This window comes from uncultured Apibacter sp. (genome assembly GCF_946479295.1).
In the GTDB taxonomy this organism is placed as follows: domain Bacteria; phylum Bacteroidota; class Bacteroidia; order Flavobacteriales; family Weeksellaceae; genus Apibacter.
In genome coordinates this window covers 443,529-459,315 of sequence record NZ_CAMLFD010000001.1, presented here as the reverse complement: position 1 = coordinate 459,315, position 15,787 = coordinate 443,529, and the positions used below count along the sequence as shown (strand labels likewise).

The 15,787-nt window shown below is 33.8% G+C and carries 20 protein-coding genes; 12 read left to right on the top strand and 8 right to left on the bottom strand.

Annotated features, from left to right (window positions below; translation table 11 throughout):
* Window positions 1-2: 2 nt before the first annotated feature.
* The 6 genes from Q0T35_RS02165 to Q0T35_RS02140 all read right to left on the bottom strand — a co-directional run bounded on the left by Q0T35_RS02165 (window position 3) and on the right by Q0T35_RS02140 (window position 3,063).
* Complete coding sequence (locus Q0T35_RS02165; RefSeq protein ID WP_004291531.1) at window positions 3-260, bottom strand: hypothetical protein; 258 nt, start codon at window positions 258-260, stop codon at window positions 3-5.
* Window positions 261-284: 24 nt separating this feature from the next.
* On the bottom strand, window positions 285-1,616 hold the full coding sequence (locus Q0T35_RS02160; RefSeq protein WP_004291532.1) for a PcfJ domain-containing protein: 1,332 nt from the start codon (window positions 1,614-1,616) through the stop codon (window positions 285-287).
* Entirely contained in the window at window positions 1,613-2,029 is a 417-nt protein-coding gene (locus tag Q0T35_RS02155; RefSeq protein WP_004291533.1) for a PcfK-like family protein, read from the bottom strand. Before Q0T35_RS02155 ends, Q0T35_RS02160 begins: the two co-directional genes overlap by 4 nt.
* 13 nt (window positions 2,030-2,042) lie before the next feature.
* Entirely contained in the window at window positions 2,043-2,264 is a 222-nt protein-coding gene (locus Q0T35_RS02150) for a hypothetical protein (RefSeq protein ID WP_004291534.1), read from the bottom strand.
* Between the two features lie 11 nt (window positions 2,265-2,275).
* Window positions 2,276-2,491, bottom strand: coding sequence for a hypothetical protein (locus tag Q0T35_RS02145; RefSeq protein WP_004291535.1), 216 nt, complete (start codon window positions 2,489-2,491; stop codon window positions 2,276-2,278).
* 161 nt (window positions 2,492-2,652) lie between these two features.
* Window positions 2,653-3,063, bottom strand: a complete 411-nt coding sequence (locus Q0T35_RS02140; protein WP_004291538.1) for a hypothetical protein — start codon at window positions 3,061-3,063, stop codon at window positions 2,653-2,655.
* Window positions 3,064-3,169: 106 nt separating this feature from the next.
* On the opposite strand from Q0T35_RS02140, the gene Q0T35_RS11095 reads away from it, so the two are divergent.
* The 9 genes from Q0T35_RS11095 to Q0T35_RS02100 all read left to right on the top strand — a co-directional run bounded on the left by Q0T35_RS11095 (window position 3,170) and on the right by Q0T35_RS02100 (window position 11,871).
* Complete coding sequence (locus Q0T35_RS11095) at window positions 3,170-3,382, top strand: hypothetical protein (protein ID WP_007567577.1); 213 nt, start codon at window positions 3,170-3,172, stop codon at window positions 3,380-3,382.
* 310 nt (window positions 3,383-3,692) lie between these two features.
* On the top strand, window positions 3,693-4,697 hold the full coding sequence (locus Q0T35_RS02135) for a MoxR family ATPase (protein ID WP_293917522.1): 1,005 nt from the start codon (window positions 3,693-3,695) through the stop codon (window positions 4,695-4,697).
* 40 nt (window positions 4,698-4,737) lie between these two features.
* Window positions 4,738-5,604 (top strand): DUF58 domain-containing protein, encoded by an 867-nt coding sequence (locus tag Q0T35_RS02130; RefSeq protein WP_295840745.1) that lies wholly within the window; start codon window positions 4,738-4,740, stop codon window positions 5,602-5,604.
* A gap of 2 nt (window positions 5,605-5,606) precedes the next feature.
* Window positions 5,607-6,539: a hypothetical protein gene (locus Q0T35_RS02125; RefSeq protein WP_295840744.1), complete on the top strand. Its 933-nt coding sequence runs from the start codon at window positions 5,607-5,609 to the stop codon at window positions 6,537-6,539.
* On the top strand, window positions 6,529-7,530 hold the full coding sequence (locus tag Q0T35_RS02120) for a VWA domain-containing protein (protein ID WP_293917516.1): 1,002 nt from the start codon (window positions 6,529-6,531) through the stop codon (window positions 7,528-7,530). The genes Q0T35_RS02125 and Q0T35_RS02120 overlap by 11 nt, the downstream gene beginning before the upstream one ends.
* Window positions 7,531-7,539: 9 nt before the next feature.
* Window positions 7,540-8,556 (top strand): VWA domain-containing protein, encoded by a 1,017-nt coding sequence (locus Q0T35_RS02115; RefSeq protein ID WP_295809567.1) that lies wholly within the window; start codon window positions 7,540-7,542, stop codon window positions 8,554-8,556.
* Window positions 8,557-8,572: 16 nt separating this feature from the next.
* Window positions 8,573-9,394 carry a tetratricopeptide repeat protein gene (locus Q0T35_RS02110; protein ID WP_293917512.1) on the top strand — a complete coding sequence of 274 codons (822 nt, stop codon included), beginning with the start codon at window positions 8,573-8,575 and terminating at the stop codon, window positions 9,392-9,394.
* A complete protein-coding gene (locus Q0T35_RS02105; RefSeq protein WP_293917511.1) occupies window positions 9,394-11,235 on the top strand; it encodes a BatD family protein in 1,842 nt (613 codons plus the stop codon). The genes Q0T35_RS02110 and Q0T35_RS02105 overlap by 1 nt, the downstream gene beginning before the upstream one ends.
* Before the next feature lie 42 nt (window positions 11,236-11,277).
* Complete coding sequence (locus tag Q0T35_RS02100; RefSeq protein ID WP_293917509.1) at window positions 11,278-11,871, top strand: MarC family protein; 594 nt, start codon at window positions 11,278-11,280, stop codon at window positions 11,869-11,871.
* A 240-nt stretch (window positions 11,872-12,111) separates the two neighbouring features.
* Here Q0T35_RS02100 and rnpA read toward each other — a convergent pair whose 3' ends face one another.
* On the bottom strand, window positions 12,112-12,510 hold the full coding sequence (gene rnpA, locus Q0T35_RS02095; RefSeq protein ID WP_293917508.1) for a ribonuclease P protein component: 399 nt from the start codon (window positions 12,508-12,510) through the stop codon (window positions 12,112-12,114).
* Between the two features lie 122 nt (window positions 12,511-12,632).
* On the opposite strand from rnpA, the gene Q0T35_RS02090 reads away from it, so the two are divergent.
* The 3 genes from Q0T35_RS02090 to Q0T35_RS02080 all read left to right on the top strand — a co-directional run bounded on the left by Q0T35_RS02090 (window position 12,633) and on the right by Q0T35_RS02080 (window position 14,301).
* The gene (locus Q0T35_RS02090) at window positions 12,633-13,046 is read left to right on the top strand and encodes a BrxA/BrxB family bacilliredoxin (RefSeq protein WP_295809576.1); all 414 of its coding nucleotides are present in this window, start codon (window positions 12,633-12,635) and stop codon (window positions 13,044-13,046) included.
* 1 nt (window position 13,047) lies between these two features.
* Complete coding sequence (locus Q0T35_RS02085) at window positions 13,048-13,374, top strand: SUF system Fe-S cluster assembly protein (RefSeq protein WP_293917506.1); 327 nt, start codon at window positions 13,048-13,050, stop codon at window positions 13,372-13,374.
* A 231-nt stretch (window positions 13,375-13,605) separates the two neighbouring features.
* The gene (locus tag Q0T35_RS02080) at window positions 13,606-14,301 is read left to right on the top strand and encodes an RsmE family RNA methyltransferase (RefSeq protein WP_295840743.1); all 696 of its coding nucleotides are present in this window, start codon (window positions 13,606-13,608) and stop codon (window positions 14,299-14,301) included.
* 95 nt (window positions 14,302-14,396) lie between these two features.
* Here the strand turns inward: Q0T35_RS02080 and Q0T35_RS02075 are convergent, their stop codons facing one another.
* Window positions 14,397-15,641 (bottom strand): glycosyltransferase N-terminal domain-containing protein, encoded by a 1,245-nt coding sequence (locus Q0T35_RS02075; RefSeq protein WP_295840742.1) that lies wholly within the window; start codon window positions 15,639-15,641, stop codon window positions 14,397-14,399.
* Window positions 15,642-15,787 lie beyond the last annotated feature (146 nt).

The following is a 15,787-nucleotide window of genomic DNA, read 5'->3' as shown; positions in this document are numbered from 1 at the left end:
GGTTAAAAATGTACTGACAGAACTCTGTTCTTCATCACCATTTCGGGGTTGCTTGTGTAGCGTTGGTGCAGGTAGAAATGGTGTGAGCCGAAGCCGTAAAGGAAAAACTTGTCAAGTTCGTGCTTCTCGGCAAACTCCTTTACGCTCTTTCTCAATTCCCCCTCACTCGTTGTGAGAGTGAGGAGGTTCACAAATTCAAGGAACATCGTGGGGATTGCATCATCCCACACACAAATCATACTTTCAATTCTTACTTCCATATCAATGTTGTTTTAGGGGTTATGCTATGCCGCTTTCATCCGCTCACGGATAAGGTTGGCGTTCTTGTTCACAAGGTCTATGATGCGCTCGTGATATTCGGTGTCCTGGTTGTGCTTGCCGTGGCACTGCACCACTTCGAGGGTTCGCAAGTCCACCTCTACGGTTTCAATAATCTCATCGCCAATCCTTGCCGATAGTATGAGGGTGTCGGCTTTCTTGTAGTATCCACTGCCAAACACGCAGATGCCCTGCGTCTTGCCCTCGTTGTAATACTCGTCTATGCTTTCAAGCACCTTGACGATTATTTCCTCGTCCGTGATTACCAAGCCGAAGAATTTGGATTTGTTGGCGATGAAATCCTCCGCATCTTTCTTTCGTTGGAGTTGTCGCTGTTGCTCACGCTCACGCCTTTCAATCTCCCAACGGCGTTGCTCTGCGGCTCTTTCCTTCTCGTGTATGGCTTCAATTTTTCGGGTTGCGTTGTCGTGTGCCGCCATGAAATCTTCGGGACAGATGTTCTTCGGGTTACGGAGGTCTTGACCGAGTTTTTTGAGCATACGCAGATAGTCGCACCACATTGAGAGGTTGTCTATCTGATACTTGTGACGCTTGGCAATCAGATATGATGCCCAACATTCATCGGCAGTACGGGTATTGAAAAGAAAGTGTTTCATGACCTCAATCTCACCGCCTTTCATAAGGGTTTCAATTCTTGGGTCTGAAAGCAAGGCTTTGAAAAGACGCACGGGGGAGATGCCGTGGAAATCGCCCTTGAAGCCGTTACGTCTGAGTTGGGGCAATATCCTCATCTTTGGATATGCACAGCTTCTTGCCACCACATCATCGTATAGGCTGTTGTGCGGTCTTACCTCCATATCGCTGCCTAATGCCCACACATCGCAATAGCAGAAAAGGAAGCCACGGAGCAACGCCATGTCCGTAACCTTGCCGTCGGGTGAAATCCAACGCTGCACGACCTCGTGGCAGTAGAAACGCATCGGTTCGCCTTTCCTGCTCTCGCATCTGACCTGCGCCACGCGGATTACCTGATACCCTTTGCAGGTGGTTATCACGCTGAAATTCTGCGTTTCCTTGTAGATGCGTCTGCGTGTGTCCTGCACTTTGAGTTCGGCATGGCATTTGGGGCAGGTGCAGCCTTCAAGGGTGTCGCATAGTCCGCTGTCGCTGTGCCACTCGTGACCGCAGTCGGAACAGGTGATGTTCCCTTTCTTGGTGCGGTAGCCGATATGCTCAACGCAGTGGCGGTATGCCCAATCTATTTGTGTCGCTGATATGGGGCGAAGGTTGGCGGAAAGTCTTGCCACCTCTTTCTGTATCTTGGTCTTCGGTTTCATAAGCCTAAATCAAATAATGAGGGTTGGGGTTGGTTTTCTTTTCTCGCTGACGGTCTGTGGCGGTTCTGCAACTTGCGGAGTTCCTCCTCTTGGTATTTGCGGACAGCGTTCTGACGTGCCTCCGCCTTTTCCTCTGCCGTGAGTTTCACAACGTGGTTCACAACCACTTGGCAGTCCATCGGTTTGCCCACCTCTATCTCGTTTTCCTCATAGTAGTGGATGGCTTGCCCGAATATCTCTCCGTCCGTGAAACCGTTGCAACCGCTTTTCTGCACATAGTTCAGAATGTGGGTCACGCACTCGTCCATGTTCTTGGCAGGGTTGCGGTACTTCTTTGCAAATAGCGCATCTTCCTCCGCACGCTGTTCCAAGTACATATATATCGTTCTCTTGAAATGGTCTGTTCCTTTCATATCGCTGTCATTTTTAGATTATCTGTTTCAGTATCTCTCTCCAATAGGTCGGCTCTACCTCGCTGAGAAGGAAGTCCATGAAATCCCTCCGTGCGTCCTTGTTCAGTTCGTGGTACAATCTTCGGAAAGTTTCAAAATTGCCGTTGATGTACGTTTCCACCATATACACGAAGATGTTGTCCACCTCGTAATATCTGCACTGCTGCGCTGCCGTCTTGCTGTTTCTTTTTGCCATGTCGGTAAGGGTTAAAGGGTGAATAACCAAAGGATGAAGCCAAAGAAGGCAATGGTGGAAAGGATAGCCACGATTACACCTATCGCCACTCGGAACACTCCGTTTACAATCTCTCTGATGATGCCCCAAAGGATGCCGAACACCCCGAAGGCGGTGCGCATCATCAAGCCGCATATCGCCAACCCGATGTGTTGCGCCATTTGTCTGAAATTTGCCGTTGCCGTCATATCTTCGCTGTTTTTGATTTTTTTGTTTTTAATGCGGATTCAAGAGCTGAGGGAGTTGAGTTTCAAACTATCTTATCTGCCTCTCGTTTATCCGACATTTTTTTTATGCGTCTTTCTGTCGCATCGGTCGTTTTCGTTTCGGGTGCTTGAAAAGGTAGGGATTAGGGAATGCAAGGTTTTTCGGTCAAAATACTACCCGCAGGGCTGGAGATTTTTACCGAAAACAGGAGGCTTGACCTTGCTTTCCCGTCCAATCCCGGAATTACCTTTGCGCCCAGAACGAAAATGACTGACTGATGCGGCTTACTGAAAGGCGCAAAATGGAGGTAAACGAAAACAGAGGCAGATTGTGTAGAAAAAAACTTCAGGGGAAAATCCGTAAAAAAAAGAATCACCAAAAGGAAAAAGACATCACCGGAAGCGTGAAAAGGGCAAACCACAACAAAGGAAGTATGATTGTTTCCGATCCGACGGAACTTGTTCAGCCGGGTGGCAACAATCATTCTTCCCGGTTTGTCCGGCTGTGTGTGGGCGCCTGTTTCATTCATGGGGCAGGCTGACACACTCTGCATTCACTTTCCGCTTCCGGCAAAAGAGACAGCGAAAAAAGAAAAATCATTTGAAAACCCGTAAAAGCACCTCTTGGCATAGGCGCAAAAGAAAGGGGCATTGCTTCATCTGTCTAAACATCGTTTAGGCGTGAGGCAATGCCCTTTTCTCCAGCTATGCGGTAGTCGGCACACGTTTGTTCCAAACTCGTTTTGGGCAATGGTGTGCCGACGGACAATACCGCTTTTACGGAAAATTCTTATGAATGAGGGGATAAAAAACGGGAGTTTATATCAAAATCTCGAATTAAATAGCTACTTTTGCATACGAAGAGTTCTTTGAAGGTTACGCAACGCGCAGAAGGATAATGCAGTAGATAACTAACTAAATCGTAACCTATTACTATCAAGAGCAATTAACCTACGCTCATTTCCAATAAATTACACTCTTTTCGTAACTTCTTTTTGCAAAGTTACTAACTTTATTATTGTCATTATCTTGAGTGTTGTAAATAATGAAAAAATATAATTCTTAAAATATACTGTTATATATATATAAATTTTGGGTATTTAATGTAAATTTTAACGAATTATTAGCAAAACAATTCGAATAAAATATTGAACTTTGCTATCAGTTAATTTCGAATAAAATAATGGAGTATACAACAACTTCTGAAGAAATAAAAAGCATTATAGAAAAAGTACAAGAAAAAAGCAAGCCTTTTAATTTACTTAGTAAAGAAATCAATCAGGTAATTGTAGGCCAGAAATACATGATTAATCGATTGTTAATAGGTTTATTAAGTAATGGACATGTTTTATTAGAAGGGGTACCGGGTTTGGCAAAAACATTAGCCATAAAAACCTTAGCAGAAGCGCTTGATGGTGAATTTTCGCGAATTCAATTTACGCCTGATTTATTGCCGGCTGATGTATTGGGAACGATGATCTATAATATGAAAGTTAATGATTTTTCGATAAAAAAAGGACCTATCTTTGCTAATTTTATATTGGCTGATGAAATAAACCGATCGCCGGCTAAAGTTCAGTCTGCTTTGTTAGAAGCCATGCAAGAAAAGCAGGTTACCATAGGAGATGAAACTTTTCAATTAAAAGAACCTTTTTTAGTATTGGCAACACAAAATCCTATTGACCAGGAAGGAACCTATTCATTACCTGAAGCTCAAGTTGACAGATTTATGTTAAAATGTGTAATCTCATATCCTGATTTTGAGCAAGAAAGAACAATTTTAAGACAAAATATTTTTGGTGAAAAATATAAAGTTAAAAAGGTTGTCACATTAGATAATATCTTAGAAGCTAGGAATTTGATAAAAGAAATATACATGGATGAAAAGATAGAAAGTTATATCTTAAATATCATATTTGCTACCCGTCATCCTGAAAAGTATAATCTTTCAAATTTAAAACCTTATATACTATTCGGTTCATCCCCGAGAGGCAGTATAAGTATGGCATTGGCAGCCAAGTCTAATGCATTTTTAAATCAAAGGGGATTTGTTATTCCTGAAGATGTAAAATCCGTTGCTAAGGATGTACTTCGTCATCGAATAGGAATTACCTATGAAGCTGAGGCAGAAAATATATCTTCAGAAGATATAATTGATCAAATTCTTAATTCGATTAAAGCACCCTAATCTAATAATAATTATATAATTAAATCAAAAATAGTAGAAATTGACTACGGAAGAGCTTCTAAAAAAGGCGAGACTTATTGAGCTAAAATCTAAAAGAAGGATTGATTCTATGTTTTTAGGAGAATATCTTAGTTCTTTTAAAGGAGTAGGAATGACATTTTCAGAGGTTCGTCAGTACCAATTTGGCGATGATGTAAGAAAAATTGACTGGAATAAAACAGCACGTTTTAATGAGCCTTTTGTGAAAATATTTGAGGAAGAAAGAGAAATGGTGTCAATGATTTTAATTGATATCAGCGCATCCATGAATTTCGGAACTCAAAAACAATTAAAAAAAGAAACGGTTGCAGAAATAGGGGCCACTCTGGCTCTTTCTGCAGTTAAAAATAATGATAAAGTAGGATTAGTTTTATTTTCTGATAAAATTGATTGTTTTATCTCTCCTAATAAAGGAAATGCTCATATCGTAAGAATAATAAAAACGATTTTGGAAGCAGAGCCTAAACGTACAAAAACAGATTTAAACCTAGTATTTGATTTTATAGTAAAAACTATAAAAAGGAAATCAGCCATTTTTCTACTTTCGGATTTCGATGTTATCTATTTTGAAAGAAATCTACGAGTATTGACTAGAAAGCACTATTTGACAGGAATTCGTATATACGATCGTATAGAAAAAGTATTTCCTGACATGGGAATGATTTATCTTGAAGATTTAGAAACTGGAAAATTGCAGTGGGTTGATACATCCTCTAAAACCGTTCGGGATAAATATTCGGAATATTATCAGCGATTGATTACTCTTACAGAAAATGCATTTATTAAAAATGGAGCAGGTTTTTTGCATGTACCCACTCAAGCAGATTATATAAAAATATTGTTTAATTATTTTAAAGGACGTCATTAATTGTGAAGTTTAAAATTTTCATATTATATTTTTTCACATTATCCCTATTTATTCAAGCTCAAGGGCCTATTTCGAATATTTCAGCTGATCATATAAAATATGGAGAGCCTGTTGTCTTGAAAATTTTAGTTAAAGCTCATAAGAACGATACTATAATTTTTCCAACTATAATTGATACGCTTAGCGCAAAATTTGAAGTTTTAGAAAATAAAAAAGATACTTTAACGAAAGGAAACTTTTGTTTATTTAGTGACAGTATAATTTTCTCAGCTTACGAATCTGGAGTATTCACGGTTCCTCCTCAACGAATTCTTGTAAACTCCGGAGAATATTTTACCCCTCCCTATAAAATTACTGTTGAAGCTGTGCCTACAGACAGTATTAAAACTCCATTATTTGATATAAAAAACATAATAAAAGAGCCTAAAAACGGTTGGGATTACCTTCGAGAATATTGGATTTATGTGGCAATAATAATGGGTATACTACTTGTTTTTATGGCAGCATTTATTATATTTTATTTGTTAAAAAGACAAAGAAAAAAATTGGTTAATCCTATCATAAATCCTGATATAATTGCATTTAAAAGATTGAAAAAGCTCAAAAAATCAAATTATCTGGAAAAAGGATTAAATAAAAAATATTATTCAGAATTGACAGCTATTTTAAAAGACTATATGGAATCCCTTTGGGATTTTCCAGCCACTAAACTTTTATCTGACGATTTATTGGATTACATAAAAAAAGAAAAGTGGGTAGATCAACAAGAAATAGAAAATCTTACGGTTATTTTCAATGCTGCTGATTTGGCAAAATTTGCAAAATACAAGCCTACTATTGAAGATACGAAATTACACACAGATTTTGCGAGAAATTTTATAAATAGCACTAAAATTAAATCCTCCAATAATAAAACTTCACAAGATGAACAATAATATAGAATTTGGATATCCTTGGTTTTTAGTTTTATTATTAATTATACCGATATTTATTTTTTTAAAATATAGGAAAAGAAATGCACCTAAAGCAGTAGCAATACCTAATCTCTATGCTTTTAAAGCTAAAAATAATAATAAGGTTTTTTTTAGACCTATATTATTTTGGTTGAGATTATTTATCATGATCTTATTAATTCTTGCCATAGCAAGACCCAGAGTTGTCGGACAGTCTCAAGTGCTTGAAAGCGATAAAGGTATTGATATAATGTTGACGGTAGATGTATCATTAAGTATGCTAGCAAAAGATCTTAATCCGGATCGGCTCACGGCACTTAAAAAAGTAGCTCAAAATTTTATCTTTGAAAGACCAATAGACAGGATTGGTTTAATCGCTTATTCCGGGGAGGCCTTAACCATGGTTCCTTTAACTGTAGATAGAAATATTCTAGTTCAACAAATTGAAAATTTAAAAACTCAGACATTAGAAGGGGGGACTGCTATAGGAGTTGGTTTAGCAACAGCGGTAAATCATCTCAAAAAAAGTAAAGCAAAAAGTAAAATAGTTATTTTAATGACGGACGGAGTAAATAATGATGGATATGTTGAACCTACATTTGCTGCCGATATTGCAGCTGATGAAGGAATTAAAGTTTATACGATCGGAATTGGAACGAATGGCTATGCATTATTCCCTACTCAAATAGATCAATTTACGGGAAAGATTTATTTTGAGAAACAGAAAGTAGAGATTGATGAAGATTTATTAAAGCACATTGCACAAAAAACAGGGGGAGAATACTTTAGAGCCACCGATGCAGGCAGCCTTCAAAATATATATAATAGAATAAACAAATTAGAAAAATCTGATATTAATGATTTAAAATATTATAATTATAAAGAAAAGTATAGAATGTTTCTTTTTCCAGCATTAATACTTTTATTAATTGAATTATTTTTAAGAGGTTTTGTATTTAGAAGTATAAATTAAAAAGAAATAATGAATTGGCAGTTTGAGAAAATATCATATTTTTATTTATTGTTATTCATACCTTTTTTGGTATGGAGGCTATTATTTCTGCTTAAATGGAAACGATCTAAAATAAATCAATTTGCTGAACCGCAGTTACAGAAAATTATTTTCGGAACTATTGGTTTTTCGAAATTTACGTTAAGTAATATCGGCATTATTTGCGCCTTTGTTTTGATGGTTTTTGGGCTGGCTAATTTTTTTGGTGGTTCCGAAAAAAAAGAAGTTAAAATCGAGGGAATAGATTTGGTTTTCGTAATTGATGTTTCAAAATCAATGAATGCTGAAGATGTAGCTCCATCCAGAATGGAAAAAGCAAAAAAAATTGTATCCGATTTTTTATCTATATTAGGAGGGGATCGAGTAGGAATTGTAGCTTTTGCAGGGAATGCATATCCAATCATGCCCTTATCTAAAGACTATGGCGTTGCTGAGCTCTACTTAAACGAGCTTGGTACTAACTTTATTACCACTCAAGGAACTAATATAGCAGATGCAGTTTTGGAAGCTTCTTATATGTTATCACATACTTCAAACACATCTAAAGCGATACTTTTAATATCTGATGGAGAGGCTCATGAAGGAGAAATAAAAAGAGCCATAAATACAGCAAATAAAAACAAGATATCCATATTTTCTGTAGGAATAGGTACTTCTCAGGGAGCTCCTATACCTTTATTTTACGAAGGGAGCAGGTATTCAGAATATAAAAAAGATGAAAATGGAGATATAGTTTTAACTAAGTTGCAAGATAGCACATTGAAACAATTGGCAAAAGGAACCGGAGGACAATATTTTTATGGAGGACGTAATACCAAAGATGTTGTTACGCGACTATTTAAAACCATGTCAACCCTGGATAGAACCGACCAATCCATGAGCATTAATTATGATTCAAAACAATATTTTCAATATTTTATAGGGGGAGCACTTTTGCTAATTTTTATTGTTTCTTTAACAAATTATAAGAGAGATTTTATGGTTTAATCTTAGTATCTTTGTTATGGTGTATAGTAAAAAAAAATATTGGGCACTCATTTTTATCTTACTAATAAATATTTTTCAAGCTCAAACAGGAGCTGCAAGAAAATATTTATTGGAAGGAGATAAGGCTTATACGACTGAATCTTATCAAGATGCAGCAGCTAACTATTTAAGATCAATACAAGAAGGAGAAGGTTCGTTTAAATCTAATTTCAATTTAGGAAATGCTATGTATAAATTGAAAAAATATGATGATGCATTACTCCAGTATGAGAAATCTTTATCATTTGCAACTGATAATACTGAAAAAGCTAATGCTTATTTTAATATGGGAGATGCTTATTTTCAAAAAAGATTGTATGAAAAAGCTGCTGAATCATTTAAAAGCGCTTTGAAATTAAATCCAAACGATGAAAACGCCAGGTATAATTATACCCTCTCAAAACAAAAAATAGAAGAAAAACAACAAAAACAAGAAGAGCAAAATAAAAAAAATAATAGCGAGCAGGAGCAAAATAACGGAAATAAAAAGGATGATTTAAAGAAAGATAAAAATAATCAAGCTGAGCCAGATAATAAAAATGACGAACAAGGAAAGACAGATGCTTCAAGTAATGAGACCAAAAAAAATGAGGATGCTGACCGAAATGGAAATAAATCAATAAAGAACCAAGAGAAACAATCTCATACTAGTAATAAATCTAGTCAATCAGATGTGTATCAGAAATCTTACTATGAAAATATTTTAAAAGCAATGGAAGAACAAGAAAAAAGAGCACATCAAAAAATTATAAACAAACGGACTGTTCGCTCAAAAGGACAATCAAATAAAGATTGGTGATGAGAAAATTTTTTATAATTTTTTTACTTATCATTTTAGGAACGATATGGGCAAAAGCTCAAGTATCTTTTCATGCCATACCACAAAAAAATCAAGTAGGGATTAATGAGCCTGTACGTATACAATTTTTACTTTCCATAAAAAATGAAGAAATTAAGAATCTTGGTAGAATTAAATTACCTTCATTTTCAAATACACAAGTAATAGGTAGGCAAGTAATTCAAAATCAGAGCTATGATAGCGAAGGGAACAATGTTATTGAATATGGCGTTGAAGTTATATTAAGAGCTGTAAAGAAAGGAAGCATTCGGATAGATGCTGCGCAAGTTTCAGTTAATTATAAAAAATATGAAACAAAACCTTTAATAATTACTGTTTCGGGAGAGCCTAATAGTCCTGAAGAGGATACAGCATTCAATTCCAAAATGGGAGAATTTTTTCTAAAATTAAAGGTTTCTGAAAAAAGTCCTTACCAAAATGAAGGCATTGTAACAAATTTAAAATTTTATACCCGTAGAATAGAGTTATTAAATAGTATGACTAACCTGACTATGCCTGATTGTCAGGGAGTTTTCGTGCAACACGTTAAAGAAAGAAACAACGTTGTTGAGCAAGAAATAATTAACGGAGATATATATTTTTCGAAAGTAATAGGATCTTATATTATGTTTCCAACCCAATCAGGAACAATTATTATCAATCCATTTATCTTGACATTAACGATTCCGGATGGTTTTTTTAATGAACATGATTTAAATATAAAATCAGCTCCAGTTTCTTTACAAGTTAAAAAACTTCCTGAAGATTCTCCGGAAAACTTTTATGGGCTTGTAGGACAGTTTTATATGCAGGCTTCTGCTAATAAAAAAGAATTGCAAACAGAGGAAGCAGTTACTGTAAATGTTGAAATTAATGGAAAAGGTAATATTAGTCTTCTTAAATCCCCAAACTTAAATGTATCAGAGGATATAGAAAAATATACTCCAAAAAGTAAATTGGAATCTGAGAATACTTCTGATGGGATAAGAGGAAAATTAAATACTTCCACGATATTAGTTCCTCAAAAAGTTGGAAAATATAATGTCAATGTTGAGACTATTAGCTATTTCGATCCAAAAGAACAAAAATACAAACAGTTATCTGTAGAACCAATTTCAATAAATGTGTTATCTAACTCATTAATTAAGAATGATGAAGATTCATACAATGTTTCAAGTAAAGATTCAGACTCAGGAATAGCTATCCATCATGAACCTAAATTCACTATTAGAAAGAAGGTCGAAGAAGCATTCAAGATGAAAAATAATAGTGTTGAAAAAGTATTAATTCTCTTACCGTTAGTTTTAATTTTTGTAATTATTATAGGACTTGCAATTATTTTATTTATATATATAAAGAAAAATAAATCTAAAAAAGAAGAATCTAAAAAAATACTAAATCCTACTTTAACTAAAGAAAATAAATTTACATTTAGTAGAAAACCTTATATTAATTCAGTTCCCAACGATTACAAATCCGAATTATCGGAATTGAATCACTTAGCACAAGAAGGAACAGATAAAAAAGAATTTTATATTCTATTAGAAAGGATATTAATAGAAGTAGCCCAACAACGTTTACGTAATGAAAAGGAAAGTTATGTGACTTCAGTTGATTTAGAAGAAGAGCTAGCAGATAAGTTAGGGGATGAATTATCTGAAGAATGGAAGAATTTGCTGTTAAAGTCACAAATCGAACGGTATTCAAGTGTAACCGAGCAGGAATCCTTATTATCAGTGTATTCAAAAACTAAAGACTTAATTAAAAAAATAAATACTGATTTAAATCTAAAAAACTTTTAAAAAAGATTATTGAGAAATTTCTTTATAATTAAAATTTTAAATATGCCGGTACATTTTTCTATTCAGGAAATAGCAAGTTGTTTTATGGTTTTATTTGCCATAATTGATATTTTTGGTAGTGTCCCTATTATAGTTAGCATAAAAAGTAAGGTAGGATATTTACAAGCAAAAAAAACAACGTTGGTAGCTTGTACTATCATGATTTCTTTTTTGTTTGTAGGAGATAAATTACTTAAGCTTATAGGAATAGACGTATATTCTTTTGCTGTTGCCGGGGCAATGGTTCTCTTTGTGATAGCCTTAGAAATGATTCTTGGTATTGAAATAAATAAGATCGATGAACCACAGTCCGCTTCTATAGTACCTTTAGCATTTCCTTTAATTGCTGGTGCCGGAGCATTAACTGCCGTCTTGGCGTTAAAGGCAGAATATCATACAGAAAATATCATTGTTGCTATTCTCCTTAATATGGTTGTAGTTTACTTAGTTTTAAAATATGCCGGAAAACTAGAGCAGATCTTGGGAAAAGGTGTTATTTCAGTAATGAAAAAAGTTTTTGGGATAATTTTACTAGCGATTTCCATTAAACTATTTACCGCAAATATAACATCATTATTGGAAAAAGTATCTCAATAAAAAACAAAAAACATATTTAGTATATTTGTAAAAATTTAAAGATGAAATATTTTTTAAATATAACTCTTATTGCTTTTATACTGATAATCGTTTTTAATGCAACGCAAATTAATTATAGTTATGAATTAACAACTGATCCTAATGATAAATATTTCTATTGCTCTATATTAGCAATATTCGGTATACTGCTAATATTTATAGTGAAAGGTTTAAAGAAATTAGTACAATCCAAATAAATAATTAAGAAGATTTTATTTTTTCAAGTAAACGCAAATAGCTTTTACTTAAAATTTTATAGGTAGGGATTTCTTTGCCATAAAAGATTATCATGAATAAATGTGGGGTAGGAAAAGTATTATATAATTCTAATTTGTTCAACCGATAGCATTCACGTAACAGCCTCTTAATTCTATTCCTGTCCACAGCATGCTTAAAACATTTTTTAGATACTGACACACCTACTTTATGTAATCGTATGGATTCAGGAGAATCACAAGAAATGATTCTTAAAGGATATTTATTATACCAATTTCCTTTTTCAAACAAATGCTTAATAAGTTTGTAACCCTTTAAATGTTCTTCTTTTGAATATTTTTGATTCATATAAACATATTCCGCATTAATGCTAATAAACAGCATAAACATTAATGACAGTTTTGATATAAGTAAAATTTTAAGAATTCCTCTGCCAAAGATAGGGCATTTGTAATAATCATAAACATTAATTATTTTTGCATAAAAATAAATAGAAAACAGAATATATGTATCCAGAGGAAATGGTAGCGCCAATGAAAGCGCAATTAACAAATAAAGGTTTTGAAGATTTAAATACATCAGAAAAAGTATTAGATGCATTAAAAAAACCAGGAACCACTCTATTGATTATTAATTCGGTTTGTGGATGCGCGGCAGGAGGAGCACGTCCTGGAGTATTATTATCAGTAGAGGGAGAGGGGAAAAAACCCGATCATTTAACAACAGCATTTGCAGGATTTGATGTGGAGGCTGTAAAAACAGCTAGAGAACATTTGGCTCCGTTCCCCCCGTCATCACCTTCTATAGCTTTGTTTAAAGATGGAGAATTGGTTCATTTCCTAGAAAGACATCATATCGAAGGTCATTCGCCGGAATTGATTGCTGAAAATTTAAAACAAGCCTACGCAGAATTTTGTTAACATGTCATTAAAAGAAGAACAAATTCAATCGTTATCTGAAAAGATCGTTGAGAAATTAAAAACCGTTTACGATCCAGAAATTCCGGTTGATGTTTATGAATTAGGTCTGATCTATGATATACAAATAAGCACCGAAGGAGATGTAGAAATATTGATGACTTTAACAACTCCCAATTGTCCGGTAGCTGAAACACTTCCTATGGAAGTAGAAGAAAAAATAAGTGCTATAGATGAGGTGAAAGAAGTAAAGGTAAAAATTACTTTTGAGCCTACCTGGGATAAAGATATGATGAGTGAAGAAGCTAAATTTGACCTAGGCCTTTTATAACAACATAGAAAGTTAAAATTTATTTAATCTCTAATAGAGAAGAAGGAGAGGCATACTATGTCTCTCTTTTTAATACTATCAGTTGAGTTATAGATTTAATCAATAATATAAATAATCCATAAAAAAGTCACCCCTTATCCGTTAAAAATACATTAAAAATTTTCGATCAATCCACACAAGACTTTAATTTCAATTATAAATAGATAACTTTGTTTTATAAAAGCACATTGCATGAGATTATTTATCGGAGAAATAAATCAAAACGAAGTACAACTTCGGGAAGAGGAAGAACACCATATTATTAAAGTGCTAAGAATGAGAGAGGGAGATGAAATTTATGTCACGGATGGAAGGGGAGCGCTTTTAAAGGGAAACTTACGAATATTGGGAAAAAGAGTTAAGGTAGAAATTATAGAAACATATTCAACCTCTCTTTCATTTCATAATGGATTGCATATTGCCATAGCTCCTACTAAAAATTTAGACAGATTTGAATTTTTTATAGAAAAAGCCGTAGAACTAGGAATTTCCAAAATTACTCCTTTATTGTGTGCTAATTCAGAAAGGAAAATTTTAAATATTGATAAAATTAAAAAGCAGGTAGAAACCGCATGTAAACAATCCCTAAGAACAATTTTTCCTGAAGTATTTCCACTAACTTCTATTAAAAACTTTATACAATCTTCTCAAACAAAATTATACCTAACACATTGTTACAAAGAATATAATAAAATTTCACTAAAAGAAGTCTTAGAAAAAGAAAAAGAAATAACTCTTTTAGTAGGTCCCGAAGGTGATTTTTCTAAAAAGGAAGTAGAAGAACTTTATTCAATGGGCTCTATCGGAGTAAGTTTGGGTGAAAATCGCTTACGAACAGAAACGGCTGGAATTTTTATAGCCTCAAGTTATTATCTTTATAATAGTTAGATTATTAAATATCAAACTACGTAAGAACAGAGGTTTATATTTGCTCTAAATTTATCTATTTAAAAAACTATATATCCATAATTGGCTTTATAGAATTATTGAATCTTGTCAAAATAATCAAGAATAAGTTGTACAGAATCAGGCTTGCTTATAACATATTCCTTTGCCTTCTCACCAATAATTATTCTTTTTTCTTTATTGGCCAGCAGTTCAACCAAAATTTCATTAAACTTATTTTGATTATGTATAATTACTGCTCCACCATATTGAAGCAATTCAACCGCCTCAATAAATTTATCATAAATAGGGCCGTAAATAACGGGAGAAGCAAAAATAGCAGGTTCCAATACATTATGAACCCCCTCCTTCCCAAAACCACCGCCTACATAAGAAATATCTGCATATGAGTAAACTTTTGTTAGTATTCCAACGGTATCCAAAATTAAGATTTGATAATCCGCTGGATTTTTATCTTTGATTTCCGAAAATAACAGCGTCTTTGGTATAAATTCAGCTCTTAATCTTTGAAAGTAATCAACATTCATATTATGAGGCGCGATAAGTATTTTGCAATTAGTGAAGAAAGTTGAATTAATAAAGTTTTTTAAAAGTTCATCATCTTCTTTCCACGTACTTCCGGCAACTATTAAAGTACTATTTTCTTTAAAAATAGAAAGCCAATCTAAATAATTGTTTTGTTTAAGAAGCATTTTAACTCTGTCAAAACGCGTATCTCCTGATATGGTTACCTGCTGAATGTCAATAGAATTTAATAATGTCTTTGAGTTATTGTCCTGAACAAAAAAATGCGTAACTTTTTTTAATATTGAAACAAACCATTTTCCTCTAGGCTTAAAATATACTTGATCTGGACGGAATACACTGGATATAAATATAGTCGGTATGTTTTTACTAATAAGAGCTTGTAATACATTATACCAGAAATCATATTTTACAAAAATTGTGTAAGAAGGGTGTAAAAGTTCAATTAATTTTTTTGCTTGAGAAGGTGTATCCAAAGGTAAATAAAACAAAAAATCTGCAAAGCATTTATTTTTAACTACTTCATACCCGGAAGGGGAAAAAAAGCTAACCGCTAACTTATATTCAGGAAATTTTTTTCTTAAAGCAATAAGTAGGGGAAGTCCCTGTTCATATTCACCCAAAGAAGACACATGCATCCAAATAACAAGGTCATTGTGAGAAATTTCTCTTTCTATTTTCTGGAAGACTCCTTTTCTTCCTCGTATCCAAAGTTTAGCTTTAGGATGGAAAAAAGAAGCAATTTTCATGCCTATACCTAAAAGGTAAATTCCGAGTGTATATAAAAATGAATTCAAAATTTATTGTGTTTTATGTAATATTTTTTAGTCAATTATTCTTAAAAAAATTGCCTTAATACAATTAAGGCAATTCATTATTCTATGTTTATTTAATTAATAAAAATCTCATTTAAAATTTTTTCGAAAATGCGAAATTACAACAG

What these genes read in the sequence shown, in the direction of transcription:
- Q0T35_RS02165 (WP_004291531.1), bottom strand. Translation starts at nt 260, where the DNA reads ATGGAAGTAAGAATTGAAAGTATGATTTGTGTGTGGGATGATGCAATC.
- Q0T35_RS02160 (WP_004291532.1), bottom strand. Translation starts at nt 1,616, where the DNA reads ATGAAACCGAAGACCAAGATACAGAAAGAGGTGGCAAGACTTTCCGCC.
- Q0T35_RS02155 (WP_004291533.1), bottom strand. Translation starts at nt 2,029, where the DNA reads ATGAAAGGAACAGACCATTTCAAGAGAACGATATATATGTACTTGGAA.
- Q0T35_RS02150 (WP_004291534.1), bottom strand. Translation starts at nt 2,264, where the DNA reads ATGGCAAAAAGAAACAGCAAGACGGCAGCGCAGCAGTGCAGATATTAC.
- Q0T35_RS02145 (WP_004291535.1), bottom strand. Translation starts at nt 2,491, where the DNA reads ATGACGGCAACGGCAAATTTCAGACAAATGGCGCAACACATCGGGTTG.
- Q0T35_RS02140 (WP_004291538.1), bottom strand. Translation starts at nt 3,063, where the DNA reads ATGCAGAGTGTGTCAGCCTGCCCCATGAATGAAACAGGCGCCCACACA.
- Q0T35_RS02135 (WP_293917522.1), top strand. Translation starts at nt 3,693, where the DNA reads ATGGAGTATACAACAACTTCTGAAGAAATAAAAAGCATTATAGAAAAA.
- Q0T35_RS02120 (WP_293917516.1), top strand. Translation starts at nt 6,529, where the DNA reads ATGAACAATAATATAGAATTTGGATATCCTTGGTTTTTAGTTTTATTA.
- Q0T35_RS02115 (WP_295809567.1), top strand. Translation starts at nt 7,540, where the DNA reads ATGAATTGGCAGTTTGAGAAAATATCATATTTTTATTTATTGTTATTC.
- Q0T35_RS02110 (WP_293917512.1), top strand. Translation starts at nt 8,573, where the DNA reads ATGGTGTATAGTAAAAAAAAATATTGGGCACTCATTTTTATCTTACTA.
- Q0T35_RS02105 (WP_293917511.1), top strand. Translation starts at nt 9,394, where the DNA reads ATGAGAAAATTTTTTATAATTTTTTTACTTATCATTTTAGGAACGATA.
- Q0T35_RS02100 (WP_293917509.1), top strand. Translation starts at nt 11,278, where the DNA reads ATGCCGGTACATTTTTCTATTCAGGAAATAGCAAGTTGTTTTATGGTT.
- rnpA (WP_293917508.1), bottom strand. Translation starts at nt 12,510, where the DNA reads ATGCTGTTTATTAGCATTAATGCGGAATATGTTTATATGAATCAAAAA.
- Q0T35_RS02090 (WP_295809576.1), top strand. Translation starts at nt 12,633, where the DNA reads ATGTATCCAGAGGAAATGGTAGCGCCAATGAAAGCGCAATTAACAAAT.
- Q0T35_RS02085 (WP_293917506.1), top strand. Translation starts at nt 13,048, where the DNA reads ATGTCATTAAAAGAAGAACAAATTCAATCGTTATCTGAAAAGATCGTT.
- Q0T35_RS02080 (WP_295840743.1), top strand. Translation starts at nt 13,606, where the DNA reads ATGAGATTATTTATCGGAGAAATAAATCAAAACGAAGTACAACTTCGG.